Origin of the sequence: Paraeggerthella sp. (genome assembly GCF_048427265.1) — a bacterium.
Lineage (GTDB): Bacteria > Actinomycetota > Coriobacteriia > Coriobacteriales > Eggerthellaceae > Paraeggerthella > Paraeggerthella hominis.
In genome coordinates this window covers 15,707-36,012 of sequence record NZ_DBFOSR010000018.1, presented here as the reverse complement: position 1 = coordinate 36,012, position 20,306 = coordinate 15,707, and the positions used below count along the sequence as shown (strand labels likewise).

Sequence of the window (20,306 nt, the reverse complement as noted above, 5' to 3'; positions counted from 1 at the left end):
AAACTGCAGTCGCGCCCGGTCGGCTGGAAAGGCAGGCCAACCCGTCGGCCGCAAGCCGTCAAGATAAAAGAATATCCCGGATAGGCAGGGGCGCTCGTCAGCGGTCCCTTATGGCTGCTTCCTCCCGGACCTGACCAGGTTCGGAACATGGCGCCGCCCCGGCCCATCCGAGATATTCTCGAACATGCTCGCGCATGCGAGGCATTAGTATATACGATCTCGCAAAATCCAAGCCAACCGACTTATTTGAAGCAACCAAAAGTACACAGACCCGTTGCAAGCTTAAATGAAGCGGGGGAGCAGAGTCGATGACCCCGCTCCCCCGCCTTGCTCCCGCCAATCGAAAGCTCGCCTTTGCGCAGCGAGCTCCCGACAAGATGAGAGATTACGCGCCCTTACAGCGTGCGCAGGTTGACCTCTTTGAGCTGACGGCCCGTCACAGCGCTCGGGGCGCCCGTCATCGGGTCGCTCGCGGAGCTCGTCTTCGGGAACGCGATAACGTCGCGAATGGACGACTTGCCGCCCAGCAGCATGACCAGACGGTCAAGACCCAGGGCGATGCCGCCATGCGGCGGAGCGCCCAGCTCGAGCGCGTGGATCAGGTGCCCGAACTTCTCGTCGATTTCCTCGTCGGTCAAGCCGCACACGCGCAGCACGCGACGCTGCTCTTCGGCATTGTGGATACGGATGGTGCCGCCGCCCACTTCGAAGCCGTCCATGACCAGGTCATAGGAATAGCTGCCGCATTCGAGCGGAGCGGACTCGATCTTGTCCACGTCCTCGTCCAGCACATGCGTGAACGGATGATGCTCGGCGGCGTACTTCTTCTCGTCCTCGTCGTACTTGAACATGGGGAAGTTCACGATCCACAGGAGCTGATGCCCCTCGCGCGGAACGTTGAGTGCGTCGGCCATGTGCAAGCGAAGCGCGCTCAGCACGGCGTTCGCCACCGCGGGCTTGTCGGCCGCGAACAGCAGCAGGTCGCCCGGCTCCACGTCCATAGCCTGCTTGAGGGCAGCGAACTCCTCGTCGCTGAAGAACTTAATGATGGGGCTCTTCTCGTTGCCGTCCGTCGTGAACGCGATCCAAGCCATGCCCTTCGCGCCGTTCTCGGCGGCGATGTCGGCCAGCTTCTCGACCTCGCCGCGGCTCCAGTCGCCTGCGCCCTTCGCGTTGATGGCCTTCACCACGCCGCCGGACTGGGCCACGCTCGAGAACACCTTGAAGCCCGTGTCCTTCACGATGTCGGTGATGTCCTTGAGCTCCATGCCGAAGCGCGTATCGGGACGATCGTTGCCGAAACGCTCCATGGACTCGGCGTACTGCATGCGCTGCAGCGGGAACTCGTGGTCCACGCCCACCGCCTTCAGCGTCTCGGCCATGACGTCTTCCATCATGTCGATGACGTCGTCGCCGCGCACGAAGCTCATCTCGATGTCCACCTGCGTGAACTCGGGCTGACGATCGGCGCGCAGATCCTCGTCGCGGAAGCAGCGGGCAATCTGGTAGTAGCGTTCGACGCCGGCCACCATGAGCATCTGCTTGAACTGCTGGGGGCTTTGCGGAAGCGCGTAGAAACGGCCCGGGTTCGGACGGCTGGGCACGATGTAGTCGCGCGCGCCCTCCGGCGTGGAGTTCGCCAGAATGGGGGTTTCCACTTCCAGGAAGCCGCGATCGTTGAGAGCGCCTCGCATGGCCTGGGCGACCTTGTGACGCAAGTGCAGGGCCTCGAACATCTCAGGACGGCGAATGTCCAGGTAGCGCCACTTCATGCGGGTGGTCTCGTCGGTCTCGATGCCGTCTTCGATCGAGAACGGAGGCGTGACGGACGTGTTCAAGACCTCGACGGCCTTCGCCAGAACCTCGATCTCGCCCGTAGCCATATTGGGGTTTGCGGCTTCGGCGCCGCGCTCGCGCACCGTGCCGGAAATCTTGAGCACGTACTCGCGACCCAAATGCTCGGCCTTCGCGAAGTCGTCAACGCTCACGCAATCGGGGTCGACGACCACCTGCGTATAGCCCGTACGATCTCGCAGATCGATGAAGATAAGACCGCCGTGGTCGCGATTGTGCCACGCCCAACCGCACAGCTCGACCTCGCGCCCCACGTCGCTCTTGCGCAGCTCGCCGCACGTGGCGGTGTGCATGCAGTATTCGTTCCTGAAGTCCGTCATGATGATGGTTCCTTGCTCCTTGGCACTGCTATCTGCATCTGCCGTTCGTAGTTACAGCAGACGTTACTCAAACCTAGTCATTGTACTGGCAAACGAGGGAAAACAAACCCCTGATCGCGTCTTTTCATGCAAAATGCGCGCGAACAACCCGCCAGGACGCCGCATCCGCCAACATGCGGTTCATCCCGCTGTCCAGGCGCGGCTGCTGCAACTTGCGGTCGAACGCGAACGTCGCGACCGCACTGCATCGCGCGAACGCAAGACGAATCAGGCCGTGCAAGGAAGGCAGCCAAGCGAGCAGCCTCGCCGAAAGCTTCAACCCGGCAGCCCTCTATCGGACGAACCGCGTCAACGACGCTGCGCCATCGACGAGGGCCATCACGCTCCGGCCGCCTTCCGCGCATCGCTGACGATCGTCGCATCGGCGCCACGCGCCCACAGGCCCGACACCCTGCTCGCGCCCCTGCCGACAAGGGGTTGCGCGCGAAAAACCGCCCTGCGTGGCAGTTTCTTGCGGTTTGATGTCGTAGCGACGGGCTCTTGATGTCGCTTTGCATGTTGTTCTCATCGGAGATGGCATTTCACCTGGGGAAACGTAGCTCGATTTTTCGCGTGTTCGGGAAGGGGCGTCTCGGACGACCTCAAACCGTCAAAACCTGCCAAGAACGCCGGAATCGCGAGCGCAAGGGGCCAACCGCGCGCAAGAGCCCGTCCTGTGCAGGGCCAGCCATGCGCGGGACGCAACATCGCGAGCGCAAGGGGCCAGCCGCGAGCGCAAGGCACTCGCGGCGCATGCGGGACGCTACCACGTCGTCACACTTTCGGCTTGTTGTACGACTCGTCCGCGCCCAGCAAGTCGACCAGGCCTTTTCGGTTCTCCTCGATCCCTTCGGCCTGGGTAAACGCCAAAATGTAAACAGGCTGACGATACTTTACGTCTGCGTACACGTCCGGATTGCCCAACCCGATCAAGTGCTCGCGAATGCTCGCTCCCAGGTTGACCGAGCTCCCTACGTACACGCCGTGGTACGAGGAGTAGTCGTCGTCCCTCACGGCGTGCTTGCAACGAAGGATCACGTAGCACCCCGGAATCTCCAGGTAATGGGCCACGCCTTCCGGATCGAAGCCCGCCATCTTGTCCCAAGATTCCAAAAACTCTCGCGATGACAGCTTTACCGCAGCCGCCTGGAGCACGTCTTTCACTGCCGAGCGTCGAACCCGCTGCTCTTCCTTCTGCCCTTTGGCCTCCGTCCGCGCATCGGAAACTCCCTGCGCAGCCTGCTCGACGCTTGCCCGGGCCTGCCTGGCTGCTGCGGCCGCCTTGTCCGCAGCCGACTTGGCAACCGGAGCAACCTTGGGCGCCACCTCGGCAGCTACCCCTGCGGCAACTTCAGCTGCCGCCTTGATCTCGCTTCGATGGGTCGCCACGAACTTCGCCGCAGCGCCCGCGCCCTTCGCAACACCGCTCCATTTGCCAGCAGCCATTCCAAGCCTCCTCAGACAGCGCGCCCGAACGTCCCGAACGCGCAAGCGCGTCTATTCCGCGTCGTCCAAACCGCCGAACACCTCATCGACCGAAGGCGCGCGCCCATCGAACGGCTCGCCGCCGAAATGAGCCAGCAGAGCCTTGATCTTGGACAGTTCTATCGCGCGCTCGCGATGCGTCTGCATGTTGCGAACCGTCACTTCGCCCCGGGCCAGTTCGTCGGGTCCCAACACGGCAACCATGGAAGCCCCCAGCTTGTCGGCAAGCTTGAACTGGCTTTTCAGGCTGCGACGCTGGTGGTCCATCTCGCCCACAAGCCCCGCATCGCGGCACGCCTGCACCAAAGAGAACGCCTCGGCTCGTACGCTCGCATCAACGCACGCAACGAAGAAATCGCAGCGCTGCGCCTTGGGGAACGTATGCCCGGCCGCCTCGAGCGCCAGCACGCACCGCTCGTAACCCAGAGCCCAGCCGAATCCCGGCGTCGGACGGCCGCCGACTTCCTCGGTCAGCTTGTCGTAACGGCCGCCTCCGCCGATGGCGTTCTGGCTTCCCATTCCCTCGGTCACCTGAACCTCGAACACCGTGCGCGTGTAGTAGTCCAAGCCGCGCACAAGTGTCGGGTCCTCGACGTACGACAAGCCCGCGCCGTCGAGGTACGTCTTCACCGACAGGTAGTGCTCGCGGCAATCGTCGCACAAATGCTCGGTTATCTTCGGAGCACCCTCCATAACGGCGGCGCAGCCAGGGTTTTTGCAATCGAAAGCACGCAGCGGGTTGATTTCCGCACGGCGCTTGCATTCGTCGCACAGCTCGTCGGCATGCGCGTCCATGTACGTCTTCACGGCTTCGCGGTACGCCGGACGACACGTCTCGCACCCCATGGAGTTCACCAGCAGGCGAGTAGCCCGCACGGGAATGCCGATCGCGGCGTAGAACCGCATGAGCATGATGATGCCCTCGGCGTCAACGCTGGGATCCTCGGCGCCCAAGCACTCGATGCCCACCTGGTTGAACTGGCGCTGACGTCCCTTCTGAGGACGCTCGGCGCGAAACATCGGACCGGCGTACATGAGCTTTGCAGGAGCGGCTCCCTGGGGGACCAAGTCGTGCTGCACCACGGCTCGCACCGTGCCGGCGGTTCCTTCAGGGCGCATGGACAAGCGGCTCTTCGCCTTCACGCTGCCGCCCTCCAGAAGCTTTTTCAGGTTCTCGCCGGATATCGCGGTGAACATCTCCTTGGACACCACGTCGGTAGCCTCGCCAATGCCGCGCACGAACAGCTCCGTCTGCTCGAAGATGGGCGTTTCGATCGGCAGGTAACCGTAGCGACCGAAAATCTCCGCCGCCGTCGCCTTGAAATGCGTCCAGAACTTCGCCTCGTCCGGCAGAAGATCGCGCGTTCCCTCGGGAGATTGAATTGCCATGGGTCGACCCTTCGTTTCTATTGTTCGGAATCTTGCTATTGTAACGTAAAAGACCTACGAGCTTTCCAAAGAACGAAGCACGTTCACGAGCGCATCGTCCGGCCGGTAACGCGACCGCGCGGCCATCAGGCTGCGAGCCACGCGAAACATCCCCTCGTCGGTGGCCGCAACCGCCGCCTCGTCCAAGGCGTCCAGCACGTCCGACGTTGGCGCCACGGGAATCCCCGCACGCGTCAATTCAAGATCCACCTGGTCGCGCGCGGGAAGATCGATGCCCGCTTCCCCGACAAGCTCCTGCAGCTCGGCCGTAGCCTGAACAGCCACCATAGACGACGTTGCGAGCGATTTCAAATAGCAAGCCGCGCCATCGCGCGCCCGCCCCATCTTCCACAGCACGTACGCCAACTGATAGTAAGCCATAGCTATATCGCTTGGCTGAAAAGCTATGCGCAGGCCCTCCAGAAGGGTTGCGGAAGCGTTCTCCATATCCCCTACCAGCATGTACGCGCGACCCAGCTGACGATAGCCCGCAGCCGTCGCGGGCGCTATCTCAACGGCGCGACGCCCGTATCGCTGCGCCTCGTCGGCGCGCTCGAACGAATGCTCCAGCAGACGCACGATTTCCAGATGGCAGAGGTAGAACGTATCCGTGGCAAGCCGTACGCGTTTGCCCGCATCGCGTACGGCGCGCGACGGATAGCCCGCGCCCGCATATCGCGCTCGGTTGTACAGAACGCGGGCAACGTACGAGTCGAACGCTCGGTACGCCGTTGACGATCCGTCGACGAACCCGTCAAGCGCAGCGGCCTCGGCCACCGCATCGATCAGCACGTCGACCGCCTGGCCCAGATCATGCTCGGCAAGCGCTTTCGCACGGCCAAGCGCAACCAGGCAGCGATCTTCCCCCAAGTACCGGCCAACCACGACGTTTTGGTCGCGTGCGTCCAAGCTGCCGGCGGCAAGCGCCGCCATCAAACGCGTGCACGAAGAAACGGCCCGATCGTCAGAAGCCGCGGCCGCCTCCTCCTGCGCAACGCGAACGATGCGAATGGCATCGGAAGCGCTTTCGGCCTGCACGATGCGATCGGCCAGCCCTTCCGCCAACCGACGGTACGCCGCATCGTAGCTGATGCGCATGTCGCGGCTGCTATCCGCCCCCAACACGGAACGGACGCTGTCGGAAAGCTCTTTGTCGCACGTTTCAGGAAGATCGGCGCGCACGGAACTGGAGGCGAGTCCTTCAAGGTACGCGAACGCCTGAGCATCGTCGCCATCGAAGCAGGCGGCACACGCCTGATACGCAGGCAGGGGATCGAACGCACGAGCCTGCTCGAAACCGTCGAAGCGCTCGTACGTCGCACGGTCGAACGCAGCCTGAACATACGCGGGAGCCCGATCTTCCTGCGGAAACTCTCCCCCTTCCGACGCCTGGTCGCCCTGCTTCCGGGAAAGAGGACGCACCGCCACATCCACCCTGCTCGCCGACGCCACCGCCTCGAACGCGATCGAAACCAAGACCAAGCCAAGGTGCAAAGCGTACCGGCGCGCCTGCGCATCGCGAAACTCCCAATCAGCCGCGAGCCAGCTTCCCGACGCATCCTGATCGACGCCCTCGCTCCAAACCCACGTCGGCATAAGCAAGGCGTCAGGAACCGTCACGTCAAAGGCAACCGCGCCTGCTGCAACGTCCAATCGAAAGGACGCGTCGATCCGAAACGGCAAGCGCAGGCGCTCGATCGCAGCGGCAATCCTGCAGCGAGCATCCCATTCGCCGCCCTCGTTGCCTTCGGGCGCGTCAACCGCCCGGTCAAGCTGCGGGCGCTGCACGGCGGCCGCCTCGATGAGGTACGCGTCCCATCGCGCGCAATCAACGTCGGTAGCAAACGCAGCACGATCCCCAAACGCCTCTTTGACCAGCAAGAACCTATTGAGAGCAGCTTCAAGCGCCCATATCGTAGGCACAGGTATCCGCGCCTTTTCGTCATCGACCGCCACATAATACGTATCAGCGTAGCGAGAAGTCCGCACAAGACGCACCGACTCGTCCTCCATACCGCGGCCTTTGAGGTCGTCCAGCCCCGCGTCCTCCAGCCACTGCGCCAAGCACCGCACAAGCGCGGGAGGACGGAACGCAGGATCGCTCTCGGCTTTGCGCGCGTCGAGAACAATAGAGCGCATGGCCGCCAAAGGCTTGTCGCCGCGCAAGCGCTCGAACACGCTCTCAAGGCCACGCTCGGGTGCCGCCGGCGCGCCCAAAGACGGCCGATGCACGAAAGCCAGGTAGGCGCGGGCCATCGCATGATCGTAGCGAAGCCCTCCGGCATAAGGCCCGAAATCGTACCAGGAATCGAACAGCGCGTACCTCCCCTGGGCGCTGAGGTACTGCGCGACCTCGCGCTTGGCATCCTTTTCGTGCACGTACACGCAACCACGTTCCTCGCGCGACGAAGAAGCCTGGTCGGAGTAGCGAGCGAACGAGAGATCGGGCTGGCGCGCGGGCGGCGCGCTCAGCGCTTCGGACGTCGAAAACACGCGTCCGTACGGATCGATGTAAGCCAGAACGCGCACCGTAAGCTTGTCGGGAAGCGCAACAACGTACGATCCGCCCGTGCCGGGCGTCGGCAGCCCCCGAGAGACGAACCCGTACGAACCTGGCTCGTCCAACGCACCCGGAATGGGAGGCATTCCGGCCTCAAGCACATGCACCTTGTTAAAGAGTCTGTCGCCCGCATTCATGCGATACAGACCGTCCTGCCCTGCTACCTGCTGCACGGATGTTCCTTCCTGGTCGTATCCGAGCAGCATAGCACGACAGAAGCACCGCACAACATCGAGCGCCCCCGGATCGCACATGCTTTCCGGGGGCGCTTCTAGAAGAAGAGCGTCGCCGTTGGCGGCAAGGGTGCCGCCGGGCGGGAGGAATCCTAGTGATGGTGGCTGCAAGCCTGATCGGCGGACATCACCGGAGCGTCGCCAGCTGCAACCAACTTGGCGGCATCGCCTACCAGAGGATGCTGATTGTCGAAGTAGACCGTGATGCCCGCCTGGTTGAAGCCCATGAGCGGGCGCATCCCCATGCCGGCGGCCACGATCGCGTTCACGCCGGCGTCGGCAAGAAGGCCCACCGGGCGCAAGCACCCGCCTTCCTCATGCGGCGGATTCGCAATCTCGGTCGTTCCGGCGATCTCTCCGTCGACGATCTCGACCACCGTAAAGCAATCGCAATGGCCGAAGTGACCCGCTCGCTGAGACTCGAGCCCCGCTTGGCCCATCGTGGGCACGGCCAGCTTCATGGTTTCACTCATCTGTTCCTTCTTTCTTCGAAGCGATGCTGCTTCGATCCGCATCATCCGACGCGGAAACGCTCCGGTCGGCTTCTTCCAAACCGCTCTCCAACAACCCGACCAGCAACTCGTCAAGCCGCTGCCGATCGCGAAGCGCCTCGAGCCACTGCTCGGCCATCTCCACGCCGATGCGCGTCAGCTCGTACTCCCGCCTTCGCGGGCCCGACTCCTCGTCGCACCAGCGAGACACCACCGCGCCAGCCTCTTCCAATCGACGCAAGCTGCGGTACAAGCCGCCCACGTCAACGTCTACGTGACCGTCGGTTTTCTCGAGAATGATCTTGCGCATGTCGTACCCGTATCCGCCCGCATGCAAAAGAGCAGCCAACGCCGCCGGCTCCACCAGCGCGCCACCGCCGCCGCCTCGCCTGCGGCAACAAGGCTTGCGGCCCGCTCCCAAACCGGACTCGCCGCAAGAAGCGCCGTTTCGGGTGCCCGACGTTTCGCAATCACCTTGCGGCATAGCGCCTCCTTCATGCAGGGTACTATATGACATGAACATATATACTCCTTCAACATGCATGCTGTCAACATATAGATGTCGAAAGGAGTCTTTCTACGAACGACAAAACGGAACGTAGCGCGACAATGCGCTCGTTTCACCCGATCCCCGCCCGCTCATTGGGGAACGGAGAATTCAAGAACGGCTGTTTTCGAGGGTTCGGCTCGCAACGAAACGGCACGCGATTTCACGGCGGTGGCGGTTTTCAGCAAGCAGGAAGATTCGTCGACGCACCGGCCTCGCAATGCGACAAGCCCCGATCACGACGAAAGGCTACGACGAAACCGCGTCCAAAGAGCGCACGATCGCATCTTGAGCGGCACGACATGAAGATTGGGGCTTGTATGCGGAAACCAGATAGACGCCCGCCCGGTTCCATTCATCAAGGGCGAATGCCTCCGGATTGTCGAGCTCCCGCAAGGCATGGGCACATTCCCCCAGCCTAAAGCGCAGATCAGACAGGTAAGCGGCAGATGTATTCAAAACCAGATAATCGAGCAGGGACATGATCACAACAAGCGTTCCTCCCTCTGCCCTTGCCCATCTTCCGGCTGAAATAGCAGACGTTATTAGACCGTGTGGCAAGGCGCGTCGTACCGTCGAATACGCATGCCCTTCCTGGGTGCGTTTCTCGATCTTTAATAAAATACGATAATAGCCGACCGTTTCGAAAAAGTCTACTTTTTCAGACCCGAAATCCTACTGTTGAACTTAAATATACCCTCACCGCGTGGCATCGTACTCGCGTGTCCATTTGAAAAACGTGCTCCGAGCAACTCCGAGCCGACTCGCCGCCTCTTTGCTTCCAATCGCGCCCTCCCTCCACATTGAGTACACGTACCCGAAATCGCAGGGCAGTTGCTTCGGCGGCCTGCCGAAGCGCACGCCGCGAGCGCGAGCCGACGCTATCCCTTCCGCTTGGCGCTGCCTGATATTCTCGCGTTCGACTTGCGCCACGTACGAAAGGATCTGCAAAACGATGTCCGCGATAAACGTGCCCGTGACGTTTCGCTCGCTCGTTCGCGTATCGAGCAGCGGCATGTCCATCACCACAACGTCCACGTTCAGCTGCTTGGTCAAAAATCGCCATTGCTCGATGATCTCGTCATAGTTTCGACCCAGGCGATCGATGCTCTTGATCACCAGCGTATCGCCCGGCGCAAGAACGCCCGTCAAAGCCTGATAACCAGGCCGATCGAAGTTCTTGCCGCTCATGCGATCGGTGTACACGTTGGCGATGGGAACGGAGAACTCCGCCAACGCGTCAAGTTGCCTATCCAAATTCTGATCCTTGCTGGAAACTCTTGCATACCCGTACATCACCACAACTGGTCTCCTTTCCGTTCGGAGAACGGCCGGCCCCTTCACCATGGCACAAAGCCACGCGCGACGCCCGCTCTCAGTCAAGCGATTGGCACTTGTTGCGCATTCGTCGGAAGTTCGTAGAGAAGCCAAGGGAAACGTGCGAAAGGAGCTCTTCGAACCTCAAAAACGCAAAAGAGGTTGCGGGGTCTGCGCATCCCCGCAACCTCTTGTTCCCCGGCATGCCCGGATCCGGCAACGCACGCAGCCCTCGCTGCGGCTGCAATTGCAGATGCAGCCGTCAAGACCGCCGCGCAAAAGGGCCGATTCACATGCGAGCAACCACCAGATCGCCCATCGTACCCGTGCCGACAACCTTGTTGGCAGGCGTGTCAAGCTGCCTGATATCGCCCGTGCGCCACCCCTCGTCAAGAACGGATGTCACACCACGATGGATATCGTCGGCTGCTTCCTGCATGCCGAAGCTGTAGCGCAGCATCATTTCCACCGAAAGGATCTGCGCAAGCGGGTTCGCAACACCCCGACCTGCGATATCCGGCGCGCTGCCGTGGCTGGGCTCGTAGAGCGCCGTGCCGTCGCCAAGGCTTGCACTGGCAAGCATCCCCAAAGAACCCGTAATCTGCGCCGCCTCGTCGGACAGGATGTCGCCGAACATGTTCTCGGTCACCACTACGTCGAAATCAACCGGGCGGCTGATCAGCTGCATGGCCGTATTGTCCACCAGCAGGTCCTCGAGCTCCACGTCCGGGTACTCGTCGGCGCCGATGCGATGCACGATTTCGCGCCACATGCGGCTCGTTTCCAGCACGTTCGCCTTGTCGACGCTCGTCACCTTGTTGCGGCGCCTTCGCGCAGCTTCGAACGCCTGGCGAGCGATGCGCTCCACTTCGTACTCGCGGTACTCCAGCGTATCGTAGGCGCGCTGGCCGGGAGCGCCCTGCGCTCCGCAGCCTTCCTCGTTGTAGAATCGCTCGCGCTTGCCAAAGTACAAACCGCCCGTCAATTCGCGCACGATCATCATGTCCACGCCCTCTACGATTTCCGGTTTGAGCGTGGACGCCTCGGAAAGCGCGTCGAAAATCTGTACGGGACGCAGGTTCGTGTACAGGCCAAGCGCCTTGCGAATACCCAAAAGTCCCTGTTCGGGGCGCGGTTTCTCAGGATCGGTCGTGTCCCACTTCGGACCGCCGACAGCCGCCAGCAACACGGCGTCGGAAGCTTCGGCCGCACGCAGCGTCTCGTCGGGAAGCGCAGTGCCGCACGCATCGATAGCACAGCCTCCGATAAGCGCTTCGGTATAGGAGAACGTCGTGCCGTACTTCGCGCCCACGGCATCGAGCACCTTGACGCCCTCGGCGATGATCTCCGGACCGATGCCGTCGCCCGGAAGCAGGCAGATATTGTAGGTTTTGGTCATGGGTTTCCTTACGTTGCGGGTCCGATAAAGTCAACGAGGCTTTCTGCGGCAGCGCCGAACTGCTCCGCCGTTCGCAAAACGACGGAACGGCTTACTTTTCCAGTTTCGACTTAGTCCGGTTGATCAAGCCGCCCGCTTCGATGATCTCGCGAATGAACGGCGGGAACGGCTGAGCCTGGAACACGTCGCCCGTCGTCTCGTTCGTGATGATGCCCGCATCGGCGTCCACGTTCACCATGTCGCCCTGGGAAATGGCATCCACCGCTTCGGGGCACTCCATGATGGCCAGCCCCGTGTTGATGGAATTGCGGTAGAAGATGCGCGCGAAGCTCTTGGCGATGACCACGTCGACGCCCGCCGCCTTGATGGCGATGGGCGCATGCTCGCGCGAGCTTCCGCAACCAAAGTTCTCGTCGGCCACGATGATGTCGCCCGGCTGCACGCGCTCGACGAACGAGGCGTCCAGATCCTCCAGGCAATGTTTCGCCAGCTCAGCCGGATCAGACGTGGTCAGATGGCGAGCCGGAATGATAACGTCGGTATCGATATCGCGCCCGTAACGGTGCGCGGTTCCCTTGAAATGCATGGCAGCTTCCCTTTCCTAGTCCAGGTCTTCCGGCAGGCCGATACGACCCAGCACGGCGCTTGCCGCGGCAACGGCCGGCGAGGACAGGTACACCTCGCTGGTGGGGTCGCCCATGCGGCCGACGAAGTTGCGGTTGGTGGTGGCGATAGCACGCTCGCCAGCGGCAAGAATGCCCATGTAACCGCCCAGGCACGGACCGCACGTAGGAGTGGACACGGCGCAGTTCGCGTCGAGGAACACGTCCATCAGGCCCTCTTCCATGCACTGACGGTACACCGCTTGCGTGGCCGGGATCACGATGCAACGCACGTTGGGATGAACCTTCCGACCGCGCAGCACGTCGGCAGCTTGGCGCATGTCCACGATGCGACCGTTCGTGCAGCTTCCAATAACAGCCTGGTCGATGCGCACGTCGCGCGCTTCGGCAACCGGGCGCGTATTCGACGGCAAATGCGGGAACGCGACCGTCGGCTGAATGGATGCTGCGTCAATCTGGTAGACCTTCGCGTACTGCGCATCCGGGTCGGGATGGTATTCGGTGTAAGGACGCTCCACGCGGCCGTCCATGTAGGCGCGCGTCACGTCGTCAACCTCGATGAGGCCCGCTTTGCCGCCCGCTTCGATAGCCATGTTGGAAATGGACATGCGCTCGTCCATGCCCATGTTGGAAATGGCGCTGCCCGTGAACTCCATAGCTTGGTACAAGGCTCCGTCTACGCCGATCATGCCGATGATATGCAGGATGACGTCCTTGCCGGTCACGCCAGGAGCAAGCTCGCCGTCGATCCTGAACAGCAGGCTTTCGGGCACCTTGAACCATGCCTTGCCGGTGGCGTAGCCCACGCCCGCGTCGGTTGAGCCTACGCCCGTAGCGAACGCGCCGAGCGCACCGTACGTGCAGGTATGGCTGTCCGCGCCGATGATGAGATCGCCCGCGCCCACAACGCCCTGCTCGGGCAGCAGCGCATGCTCGACGCCCATGCAGCCCACTTCGTAGTAATGGGTAATGCCCTGCTCGCGCGCAAAGTCGCGAACGATCTTGGCCTGTTCGGCGCTTTTGATGTCCTTGTTGGGAACATAGTGGTCGGGCACCAGGGCGATCTTCGTAGGATCGAACACCTTCTCGACGCCGATCTTGCGGAATTCCTTGACAGCGATGGGGGCTGTAACGTCGTTAGATAGCACGAGGTCGAGATCGCATTCGATCAGTTGACCTGGCTCCACTTCGTCGAGCCCCGCATGGGCGGCAAGAATCTTCTCCGCCATGGTCATGGGACGTGCCATGTTTCACTCCTTTGTATGCGGTGGTCTCGTCTGGACTCGCGTTCGAGCCGCGAGCAGATAGGAAATCGTCGCCCATTGTACCACTGGGATTTACCGGTAAAAAAGAAGAGCCCCGAAGGGCCCTTCGATGTGAAGCGATTTCCAGATAAAACCGGCCAACTACCAAGATCCGTGATAGTCGTAACCATAGCAGCCAGCAGAACCCATCGCTCCCGCGACAAGCGCCGTAACCATGCCGCCGATCATCAAGCTCAACAGGAGGCCGAGCACGATCCAGATGACGAAGCCGATGATCGAGAACTTGAGCGCATCGCTTTTCACCTGCGCGACCTTGTCGGCGTTCGCCAGCCAGGCGATGATGATGCCCGGAATGCCCAGGAGAGCGCCCACTACCAGCCAGCCAAACTTCATGCCGCCGGTCAGCTGCATGAGCGGCGCGGGCGGATAGACGGGCTGCGGGACGTAAGGGGGCTGAGCCTGAGGCTGGGGCTGGCCCATCGGAGGCTGCTGCGGAGGGACCGGAGCTGTCGCCGGGGGCTGAGGAGCCGCCTGCTGCTCGGAAGCCTGCGGGGCCTCGGGAGCAACCTGATCGTTCTTGTTCTCTTCGCTCATAATGAACCTGCTTTCCATCGGTATACTTCGTTTTCGTCCATGCGATGCGGCTTTCTCAGGCGTCTCGCATGGACGAAACGCGCGGCACGTCAATGCCGCCTGTCCCCAGTATAAAGGGCGCGCGCACCGCAAAGGAGCACCGTCAACGAATCGAAACCCAAATACATCGGATGGTGTAGCCTGAAAGAAGCAGACGGAGCGGGCGCTCCATACTCCGCACACAAGCAAAAGACCCTCCGCCGAGGGTCTTTGAGAGCCTTTCGAAAGCAAGGAAAGCCCAGGAAGCAATCGCGTTTACGAAAGCGCCGTGCACAGCGCGTCGAGCAAGGCGATGGCAAAATGCTGGGCGGAACGGCCAACGCCGGCATCCTCCCACATGGTGCCGGGCAGCTCAATGGCGATGCGCGAAGGAGCGGACGAGTCGGCAACCCCGATGGCCGTCTCCAAACGAAGCGACAAAGTGCCTTCGTCGTCAAAGCTCACGCGAGGAACGTTCTCGGTAGCCTCATCAGGCAAAACAATATGAACGAGCAGCATGTTGCCATCAGGGGCAACCAGCAGCGAATCAGCGCTCATGATCTTGGACGCAGGATTGGTCGCCAACGCCAAGTTCGACATGCGCGAAGCCACGCTGCGCGTGAACTCCTGCGTTCCGAACAGGCAAAGCGCGTTGTGCTCCAGCACGTCGGCAGCGCGCGCGAAGCCCAGGTGATTGGAGCCATGAACTGCTTCCTTGCCCTCCCACGAGTGATGGAGGTTGCGAATGGCGGCGTACGTGTACGCCCCGGCGATTCCATCGGAAGGCAACCCCATGTTCAGCTGGAACTTGCGAAGGGCCAGCTCCGTGAACGCGCCGAAAATCCCGTCGGTCGCGCCGCAGGCGAACCCGAGCGCACCCAGCGCCCGCTGAAGCTCCAAAACGTCATGCCCGTGAAAATGAGGCATGCGCAGATACAGCGTACGATCGCCCAGCGTGAACGAGGCGTCAACCAAAGCCGCCCACACGCGATCATCGACCTCGTCGGTCACGGGAATGTTTCGCTGCCCGCAGAACGCGCGAACGGCGGCGGCGGTCGCCTCGCCGAACGTTCCGTCAACGCCCGCAGGAGCCAGCAAGCCGATCGTCGCCAAACGCTGCTGCACGTCTTCGACGGCCGGACCGGTGTCATGTCGCTTAATGGTATCCATGCCTGCCATGGTAGCGTACCCCGCCGAGCCAGCCTCGGATCCAAGCGAGGTTCCACAAGAGGAACAGAGCAAGAGCCCTGCAGGGCGAAGAAGGTCGGCCCTTCGCTTCGCCGGTCGCTTACGCAGCTAGCAGATTCGCCTCAATCCATCCAAAAAGGGCGGCCGTGTGGCCGCCCCGCTTGCTTCGTTCATCGAAGCGAGGCACCGGCCCCGTTCCGTTTCCTTGCTTTATTTCAGGCGGTTGACGAACCAGTCCGCCATACCGACCAGCAAGTCGAGCGCCGTCGACGGCCTCACTAAATCGATCAGGCGATTCTTGGCGATGTCGGTCAGGTTTTCGGCGTAGTTGCGCGCATAATCTATGCTGCCGGACTCCTCCATGATGGCCACAGCCTCGGCCAACACCTTCGGATCTTTCTCCTTCGACGAAAGAATCTCGATCAAGCGATCGCGCTTCGGGGAATTCTGCAACGCGTGAACCACCACGAGCGTGCGCTTGCCCTCGGTAATATCGTTGCGGAAATCCTTCTTCGTGCTTTCCTCGGACCCCACAAGGTTCAAAAGGTCGTCCTGGATCTGGAATGCAAGACCCGTGTCCAAACCGTAATTGCGCAGGGCCTCGATTTCAACCTCGGTACCGCCGCCGATGATGGCGCCGATTGCCAGGGGCACCGCACCCGAGTAATGCGCGGTCTTGTGCGTGGCCATGACCAAGTAGTCCTCGGGCGTGATGTCGTAGCGACCGTCGCGCGCCCAGCCAATGTCAAGCGCCTGGCCCTCGATGGTTCGGCGCGTCATCTCGATAAGCTCGGAGATCACGCGAACCTTCATGGAGTCATCCAGGTTCGGGTCGGAGATCACGGTCCCGTTCACCAGGGAAAGAGCCAGGTCACCGGCGTTAATGGCAAGGCCGTACCCTTCCGTCAGGTGCATGCACGGCTCACCACGACGAAGCTCGGCCTCGTCGGCGATGTCGTCGTGAATAAGCGCAGCTGTATGGAAATGCTCGATGGCGGCCGCAGCGCTCGTAGCGCGCGACATGTCCCCGCCAACGGCGCGACATGCGGCGAAGCAAATGAGCGGACGGTGGCGCTTTCCCCCGTTTTTGCTGTACTCGATAAGAGGATCGTACAGGTAGCGATCCATATCGGCATGCGAGCCCTTCGGAATATACGCATTGACTAAGCCGCCGACGCGGTCGGCGTACACCGTCAAATACTCTTCGAACGACTCGGGGGGCTCTTCCACTGCGGCGATGATCTCGTTGATGTTGTCCATAGCGCTTTCTCTGTAAGCTTTGACAAATTCCGGAAACCTCATGGTATCACAAGAATTGAATATGGTTTCTCGACGGTTCCCCAGCGGTTCATTTTTTCGCTTTCTCCGCATATCCGCCAAAGATTATGCGAAATGGAACATAATCGAAAGCGCGAAACCTCGCCGAACGGGGCAGCACCATGCACGAGGAACGCGGAACGACCGAACGGTCGCAGCCCTCACGCGGCTGCCGCACGCGCGCATAGTATGGTAGGAGCGGTGGGACTCGAACCCACAAGACCGAAGCCGGCGGATTTTAAGTCCGCTGCGTATGCCAATTCCGCCACGCTCCCCCGTTGCCGCGCATCGTCGATCAACCCCAAACGCGCAAGGCTTTTTTCGACGCGGTATATGGTAGCAAATTTTGAGCCGTATGACCGGATGAACTAGCGCGTCGCCGCATCCAGAATAATGCCGTGCAAGATATCCGACTCGCTTACCGTGAAAGAATCCATGCCCGCCGAATCAAGCACGCTTTGCAGGATGATCATCCCCGCCACGATCACGGGAGCGCGTCCAGGATCCAGCCCCACGATCTGCTCGCGATCGGCAAGCGCAACGCTGCGAAGCTGGTCGTACACCTGATCGAGCGCAGGACGGTCGACCAGCGCCTTGTGAACGCGAGCGGTGTCGTAAACGCTCATGCGCTCGCGGATGGAAACCACCGTTGTAGCCGTTCCCGCCACCGCGACCAGCCGATCAGCGCGAAAGCCCGACGCCCTCAACTCCTCGAAAAACAAGGACATGCCCGAAGAAATCCACGCACGAGCGGCCTGCAGCTCGGCGCAGCTTGGAGGATCGGAGGCCAGGAACTTTTCCGTCACGCGACGACACCCGATGTTGAACGAATGGGATTTCACGGGATCGCCGCCGGAAGGACCTGCTACGACCTCGGTAGAGCCCCCGCCGATGTCGACGACCACAAGCTGCTCGCCGGGAAAATCGCACGAAGCCCCTTTGAACGAGAGCGACGCTTCCTTCTGCCCCGGAATAACCGACAGGGAAACGCCCAGCGCGGACAGCATGCCTGCGAATTCCGCGGCGTTGCGCGCGTCGCGCGCAGCCGACGTGGCCATAGCGGTCACGTGCACCTGCGGATGATCGGGCGAGACGAAGGAATCCAACACCTCGCGATAACCCTTCACGGAAGACGCCACGCGCTCCATGGCCTCAGGCTTCAGCACGCCCGAAGCATCCACCCCTTCGCCAAGGTTCGTGATCTGGTATTCGCGATCCAGCTCGTGCAGCCGTCCTTGCTCGTCCACGTCCGCAACCAACATGCGGCACGTCACGGTTCCGATATCGATTGCCGCGTATCGGCCAGCATGCAGCACGCGCGAGCCGTCGACGTCTTTTTCCACGAAAGGCCTCCTACTCGACACCGAACAGCGCATCGAAAAACGGCGAGTACCAGGTATCGGGAGCCTCGATGCTGCCGGGGGTTATGTTGGCGCGAAACGTGCTGGCGTCCTCTTTCTCGATTTCAAGACCGCGCACGGTAGCCGTTTCTTCGCCATCTTTCACCCATCCGAACTGCTCATGAGCGCGCGCCTCCACGCCCGAATCGGTCTGAAGGGACGACACGTCGCTTTGCAGGGCCTCGTTGCGCTCTTCGAGGACAGCATACTCCGCCTGCAAGCGATCGTTTTCACGAACCGCGTGATAGTACTGCTGGGCGGCCGGATACAGGAACACGCACGAAAGAGCCAAGCACGCGGCAACCGCGGCCGTGGCTATGAACTTCGGAGACGATTTCAACGCCGCAACGGAACCGAACGAGAAGCCGCGCTTCTTGGACGCACGGGGGCTCGACTCGTTCTGCATGCGCGCAGCCTGCCGATGCTTCGCGCCCATCTCGCCTTTGTACACGGCAGCGCGAGAGCCCGATGCTTCCCCGTCCGCCCCCTGACGCGCGTCCCCGAACTGCTTGGCGAACGCCCGACCCGCCTTGTCCTTGGCGCGCTTCTTCTTGAAAGCGGCCATCCGGGACACGCGTTCGCCGCCGCGGTTCTCGGCGCGATCGCCATCGTCTCGATCCGCTTCGTCGCTGCGGCGCGAAACCGGACGATCCGCCGCTGCCGAACGGCTCGAAGCGCCGAACGGATCGTCGGACAAGCGGGCATAACGGCCGACCGAAGCCGGGCGAGACGGCTCGACGCGCACGGCATCCCTTCCGCTGCGCGCGGAAGCGCGGGGCTGCTCGAAACGAGAAGACGCAACGACCCGCACCGTCGACGCCGAAGCGCGCGACGAAGAGCCGCGGGCGGAAGCCTGCCGAAACGGCGATTCGAAGGTGGAAAGATCATCGGAGAACCGAGGGGGCATCGATGGCACGACCCTCGATGAGCGGTATGCGCCCACGTCGCGTTTTGCCTCGTCGAACGAGAGAATATTCGCCTGCCTTGACACCTGGATTGCGCCCCTTTTGCATCGTGTTTCGTTGAATGGTTTGTTTAATGCGAGAGCTGCTGCAAGGATACCACACCGCAACCCGAGCTGCCACCGAAGGCAACGGCTCGAAACGGCCTGTCTCCAATTTGTTGAACGCCTTGATAGCCGCGAAAAAAGGGCCGCGCGAACGCGGCCCGAACACCCTTACAAATCGAGTTTCTTAATATAAGAACTCCATTTTTTGTACGAATCGTCGCTGATAGCATGCTCCATGAGGCACGCCTCCTTCTCGGCTTGCTCGTCCGGCACTCCGAGAGCCTTGGTCAAGAACGTAAACAGCATGTGATGCCGATCGAGCACCGACACGCCGTATTCGTACCCCTCGTCGGTCAACGTGATATCCCCGTAGTAAGGCTGCTCGGCCAGGCCCTTTTCCTTGAGCAGCGAAACGGCTTTATTCACCGAAGCCTTGGAAACGCCAAGCTTCGTCGCAATATCAACCGACCTCACGGACGCTTCCGTCGTACCCCCCAGCATGACGATCGCCTCAAGGTAGTCTTCGTGCGACATGGACATCTTTTCCACTGAATCCTCCTTCGATCACCGTGCTATGGTACCACACGGCATCGCAAGAGCAGGGGAAGCCCGAACAGAATGGAAGCAGTACGAGGAGAGTGCCGGCGAGGGAAGAGGGGGAAGATCCCTCGCCGGCTGCTGTGTGGTGGACGACCAGACGAGGGAGTCTCCACCACCGGGTCAGCAAAAAGAGGAGGTGTCCTTCAGGTTTGCTTTCGCGTCCCTGTTGACATTTGTTAGTATAGGTTAACTTTGATCTGCACGTCAACTACCTTTGAGGAAAGTTTGCTTTGGCATACAATTCCTCCATATATCGCGAACCCGGGGCAATCCCCTTCGATGCTCGCTCAGCGACGGGCGTCCGCCGCCTTCTTCATATCGGCCATCATCTGGTCGACGGCTCCGCAGCCGGCGCAGCCTCCGCAACCTCCCGAGCACGATCCTCCGTGGGCGTCGTCGCCCTTGTGGCAATCGCACATGCCGTTGCGCCACATGCGGCGCACGGCCAGAAACGCCAACGCCGCAACCAGCAGCCCCACGATCACCGTAGCGGGGGTGAATTCCAAACCGAACATGTCCAGCTCCTTTCCAATACGCTGCAAATGCGGGCGGGCGGCGCCCCGTCTTGGCGCGCCGCCCAACCCCTTCAGCAAGATTCTCGTTCGCGATCCAGCTTCAC

General features: G+C 61.6%; 18 protein-coding genes, 1 tRNA gene and 1 other RNA gene. All 20 read right to left on the bottom strand.

Going from position 1 to position 20,306, the window contains the following annotated elements; translation table 11 throughout:
* Nucleotides 1-75: 75 nt before the first annotated feature.
* An RNA gene (ffs, locus tag ACMNI9_RS01765) (signal recognition particle sRNA small type) lies at nt 76-169 on the bottom strand.
* A gap of 226 nt (nt 170-395) precedes the next feature.
* Complete coding sequence (gene aspS / locus ACMNI9_RS01760) at nt 396-2,174, bottom strand: aspartate--tRNA ligase (protein ID WP_114566266.1); 1,779 nt, start codon at nt 2,172-2,174, stop codon at nt 396-398.
* 813 nt (nt 2,175-2,987) lie between these two features.
* Entirely contained in the window at nt 2,988-3,659 is a 672-nt protein-coding gene (locus ACMNI9_RS01755) for a hypothetical protein (protein WP_225749871.1), read from the bottom strand.
* Nucleotides 3,660-3,710: 51 nt separating this feature from the next.
* A complete protein-coding gene (hisS, locus tag ACMNI9_RS01750) occupies nt 3,711-5,087 on the bottom strand; it encodes a histidine--tRNA ligase (RefSeq protein WP_225749870.1) in 1,377 nt (458 codons plus the stop codon).
* A gap of 54 nt (nt 5,088-5,141) precedes the next feature.
* Entirely contained in the window at nt 5,142-7,859 is a 2,718-nt protein-coding gene (locus ACMNI9_RS01745) for a hypothetical protein (protein WP_418830581.1), read from the bottom strand.
* Nucleotides 7,860-8,011: 152 nt separating this feature from the next.
* Nucleotides 8,012-8,392: a NifB/NifX family molybdenum-iron cluster-binding protein gene (locus tag ACMNI9_RS01740; protein WP_216528784.1), complete on the bottom strand. Its 381-nt coding sequence runs from the start codon at nt 8,390-8,392 to the stop codon at nt 8,012-8,014.
* Nucleotides 8,385-8,894, bottom strand: a complete 510-nt coding sequence (locus ACMNI9_RS01735; RefSeq protein WP_216528783.1) for a PadR family transcriptional regulator — start codon at nt 8,892-8,894, stop codon at nt 8,385-8,387. Before ACMNI9_RS01735 ends, ACMNI9_RS01740 begins: the two co-directional genes overlap by 8 nt.
* 312 nt (nt 8,895-9,206) lie before the next feature.
* Nucleotides 9,207-9,446: a hypothetical protein gene (locus ACMNI9_RS01730; RefSeq protein ID WP_114566261.1), complete on the bottom strand. Its 240-nt coding sequence runs from the start codon at nt 9,444-9,446 to the stop codon at nt 9,207-9,209.
* A 210-nt stretch (nt 9,447-9,656) separates the two neighbouring features.
* Nucleotides 9,657-10,256, bottom strand: a complete 600-nt coding sequence (locus tag ACMNI9_RS01725) for a recombinase family protein (RefSeq protein WP_370632912.1) — start codon at nt 10,254-10,256, stop codon at nt 9,657-9,659.
* 307 nt (nt 10,257-10,563) lie between these two features.
* Nucleotides 10,564-11,673: a 3-isopropylmalate dehydrogenase gene (gene leuB / locus ACMNI9_RS01720; RefSeq protein WP_231088222.1), complete on the bottom strand. Its 1,110-nt coding sequence runs from the start codon at nt 11,671-11,673 to the stop codon at nt 10,564-10,566.
* Nucleotides 11,674-11,764: 91 nt separating this feature from the next.
* The gene (locus ACMNI9_RS01715; RefSeq protein WP_216528781.1) at nt 11,765-12,259 is read right to left on the bottom strand and encodes a 3-isopropylmalate dehydratase small subunit; all 495 of its coding nucleotides are present in this window, start codon (nt 12,257-12,259) and stop codon (nt 11,765-11,767) included.
* A 15-nt stretch (nt 12,260-12,274) separates the two neighbouring features.
* Nucleotides 12,275-13,543, bottom strand: coding sequence for a 3-isopropylmalate dehydratase large subunit (leuC, locus tag ACMNI9_RS01710; protein WP_216528780.1), 1,269 nt, complete (start codon nt 13,541-13,543; stop codon nt 12,275-12,277).
* Between the two features lie 159 nt (nt 13,544-13,702).
* Nucleotides 13,703-14,155 (bottom strand): spore coat protein SP96, encoded by a 453-nt coding sequence (locus ACMNI9_RS01705; RefSeq protein WP_418830577.1) that lies wholly within the window; start codon nt 14,153-14,155, stop codon nt 13,703-13,705.
* 294 nt (nt 14,156-14,449) lie between these two features.
* Nucleotides 14,450-15,352, bottom strand: a complete 903-nt coding sequence (locus ACMNI9_RS01700; protein ID WP_114566257.1) for a peptidoglycan-binding domain-containing protein — start codon at nt 15,350-15,352, stop codon at nt 14,450-14,452.
* 219 nt (nt 15,353-15,571) lie between these two features.
* Nucleotides 15,572-16,621: a polyprenyl synthetase family protein gene (locus ACMNI9_RS01695; protein ID WP_216528778.1), complete on the bottom strand. Its 1,050-nt coding sequence runs from the start codon at nt 16,619-16,621 to the stop codon at nt 15,572-15,574.
* 247 nt (nt 16,622-16,868) lie between these two features.
* A tRNA-Leu gene (locus ACMNI9_RS01690) sits at nt 16,869-16,953 on the bottom strand.
* 93 nt (nt 16,954-17,046) lie between these two features.
* Nucleotides 17,047-18,021 (bottom strand): Ppx/GppA phosphatase family protein, encoded by a 975-nt coding sequence (locus ACMNI9_RS01685; RefSeq protein WP_231088223.1) that lies wholly within the window; start codon nt 18,019-18,021, stop codon nt 17,047-17,049.
* Between the two features lie 10 nt (nt 18,022-18,031).
* Nucleotides 18,032-18,985 carry an FtsB family cell division protein gene (locus tag ACMNI9_RS01680; protein ID WP_418830573.1) on the bottom strand — a complete coding sequence of 318 codons (954 nt, stop codon included), beginning with the start codon at nt 18,983-18,985 and terminating at the stop codon, nt 18,032-18,034.
* Nucleotides 18,986-19,255: 270 nt separating this feature from the next.
* Nucleotides 19,256-19,636, bottom strand: coding sequence for a metal-dependent transcriptional regulator (locus ACMNI9_RS01675; RefSeq protein WP_114566254.1), 381 nt, complete (start codon nt 19,634-19,636; stop codon nt 19,256-19,258).
* 338 nt (nt 19,637-19,974) lie between these two features.
* Complete coding sequence (locus ACMNI9_RS01670; protein WP_114566253.1) at nt 19,975-20,202, bottom strand: hypothetical protein; 228 nt, start codon at nt 20,200-20,202, stop codon at nt 19,975-19,977.
* Nucleotides 20,203-20,306: the final 104 nt, after the last annotated feature.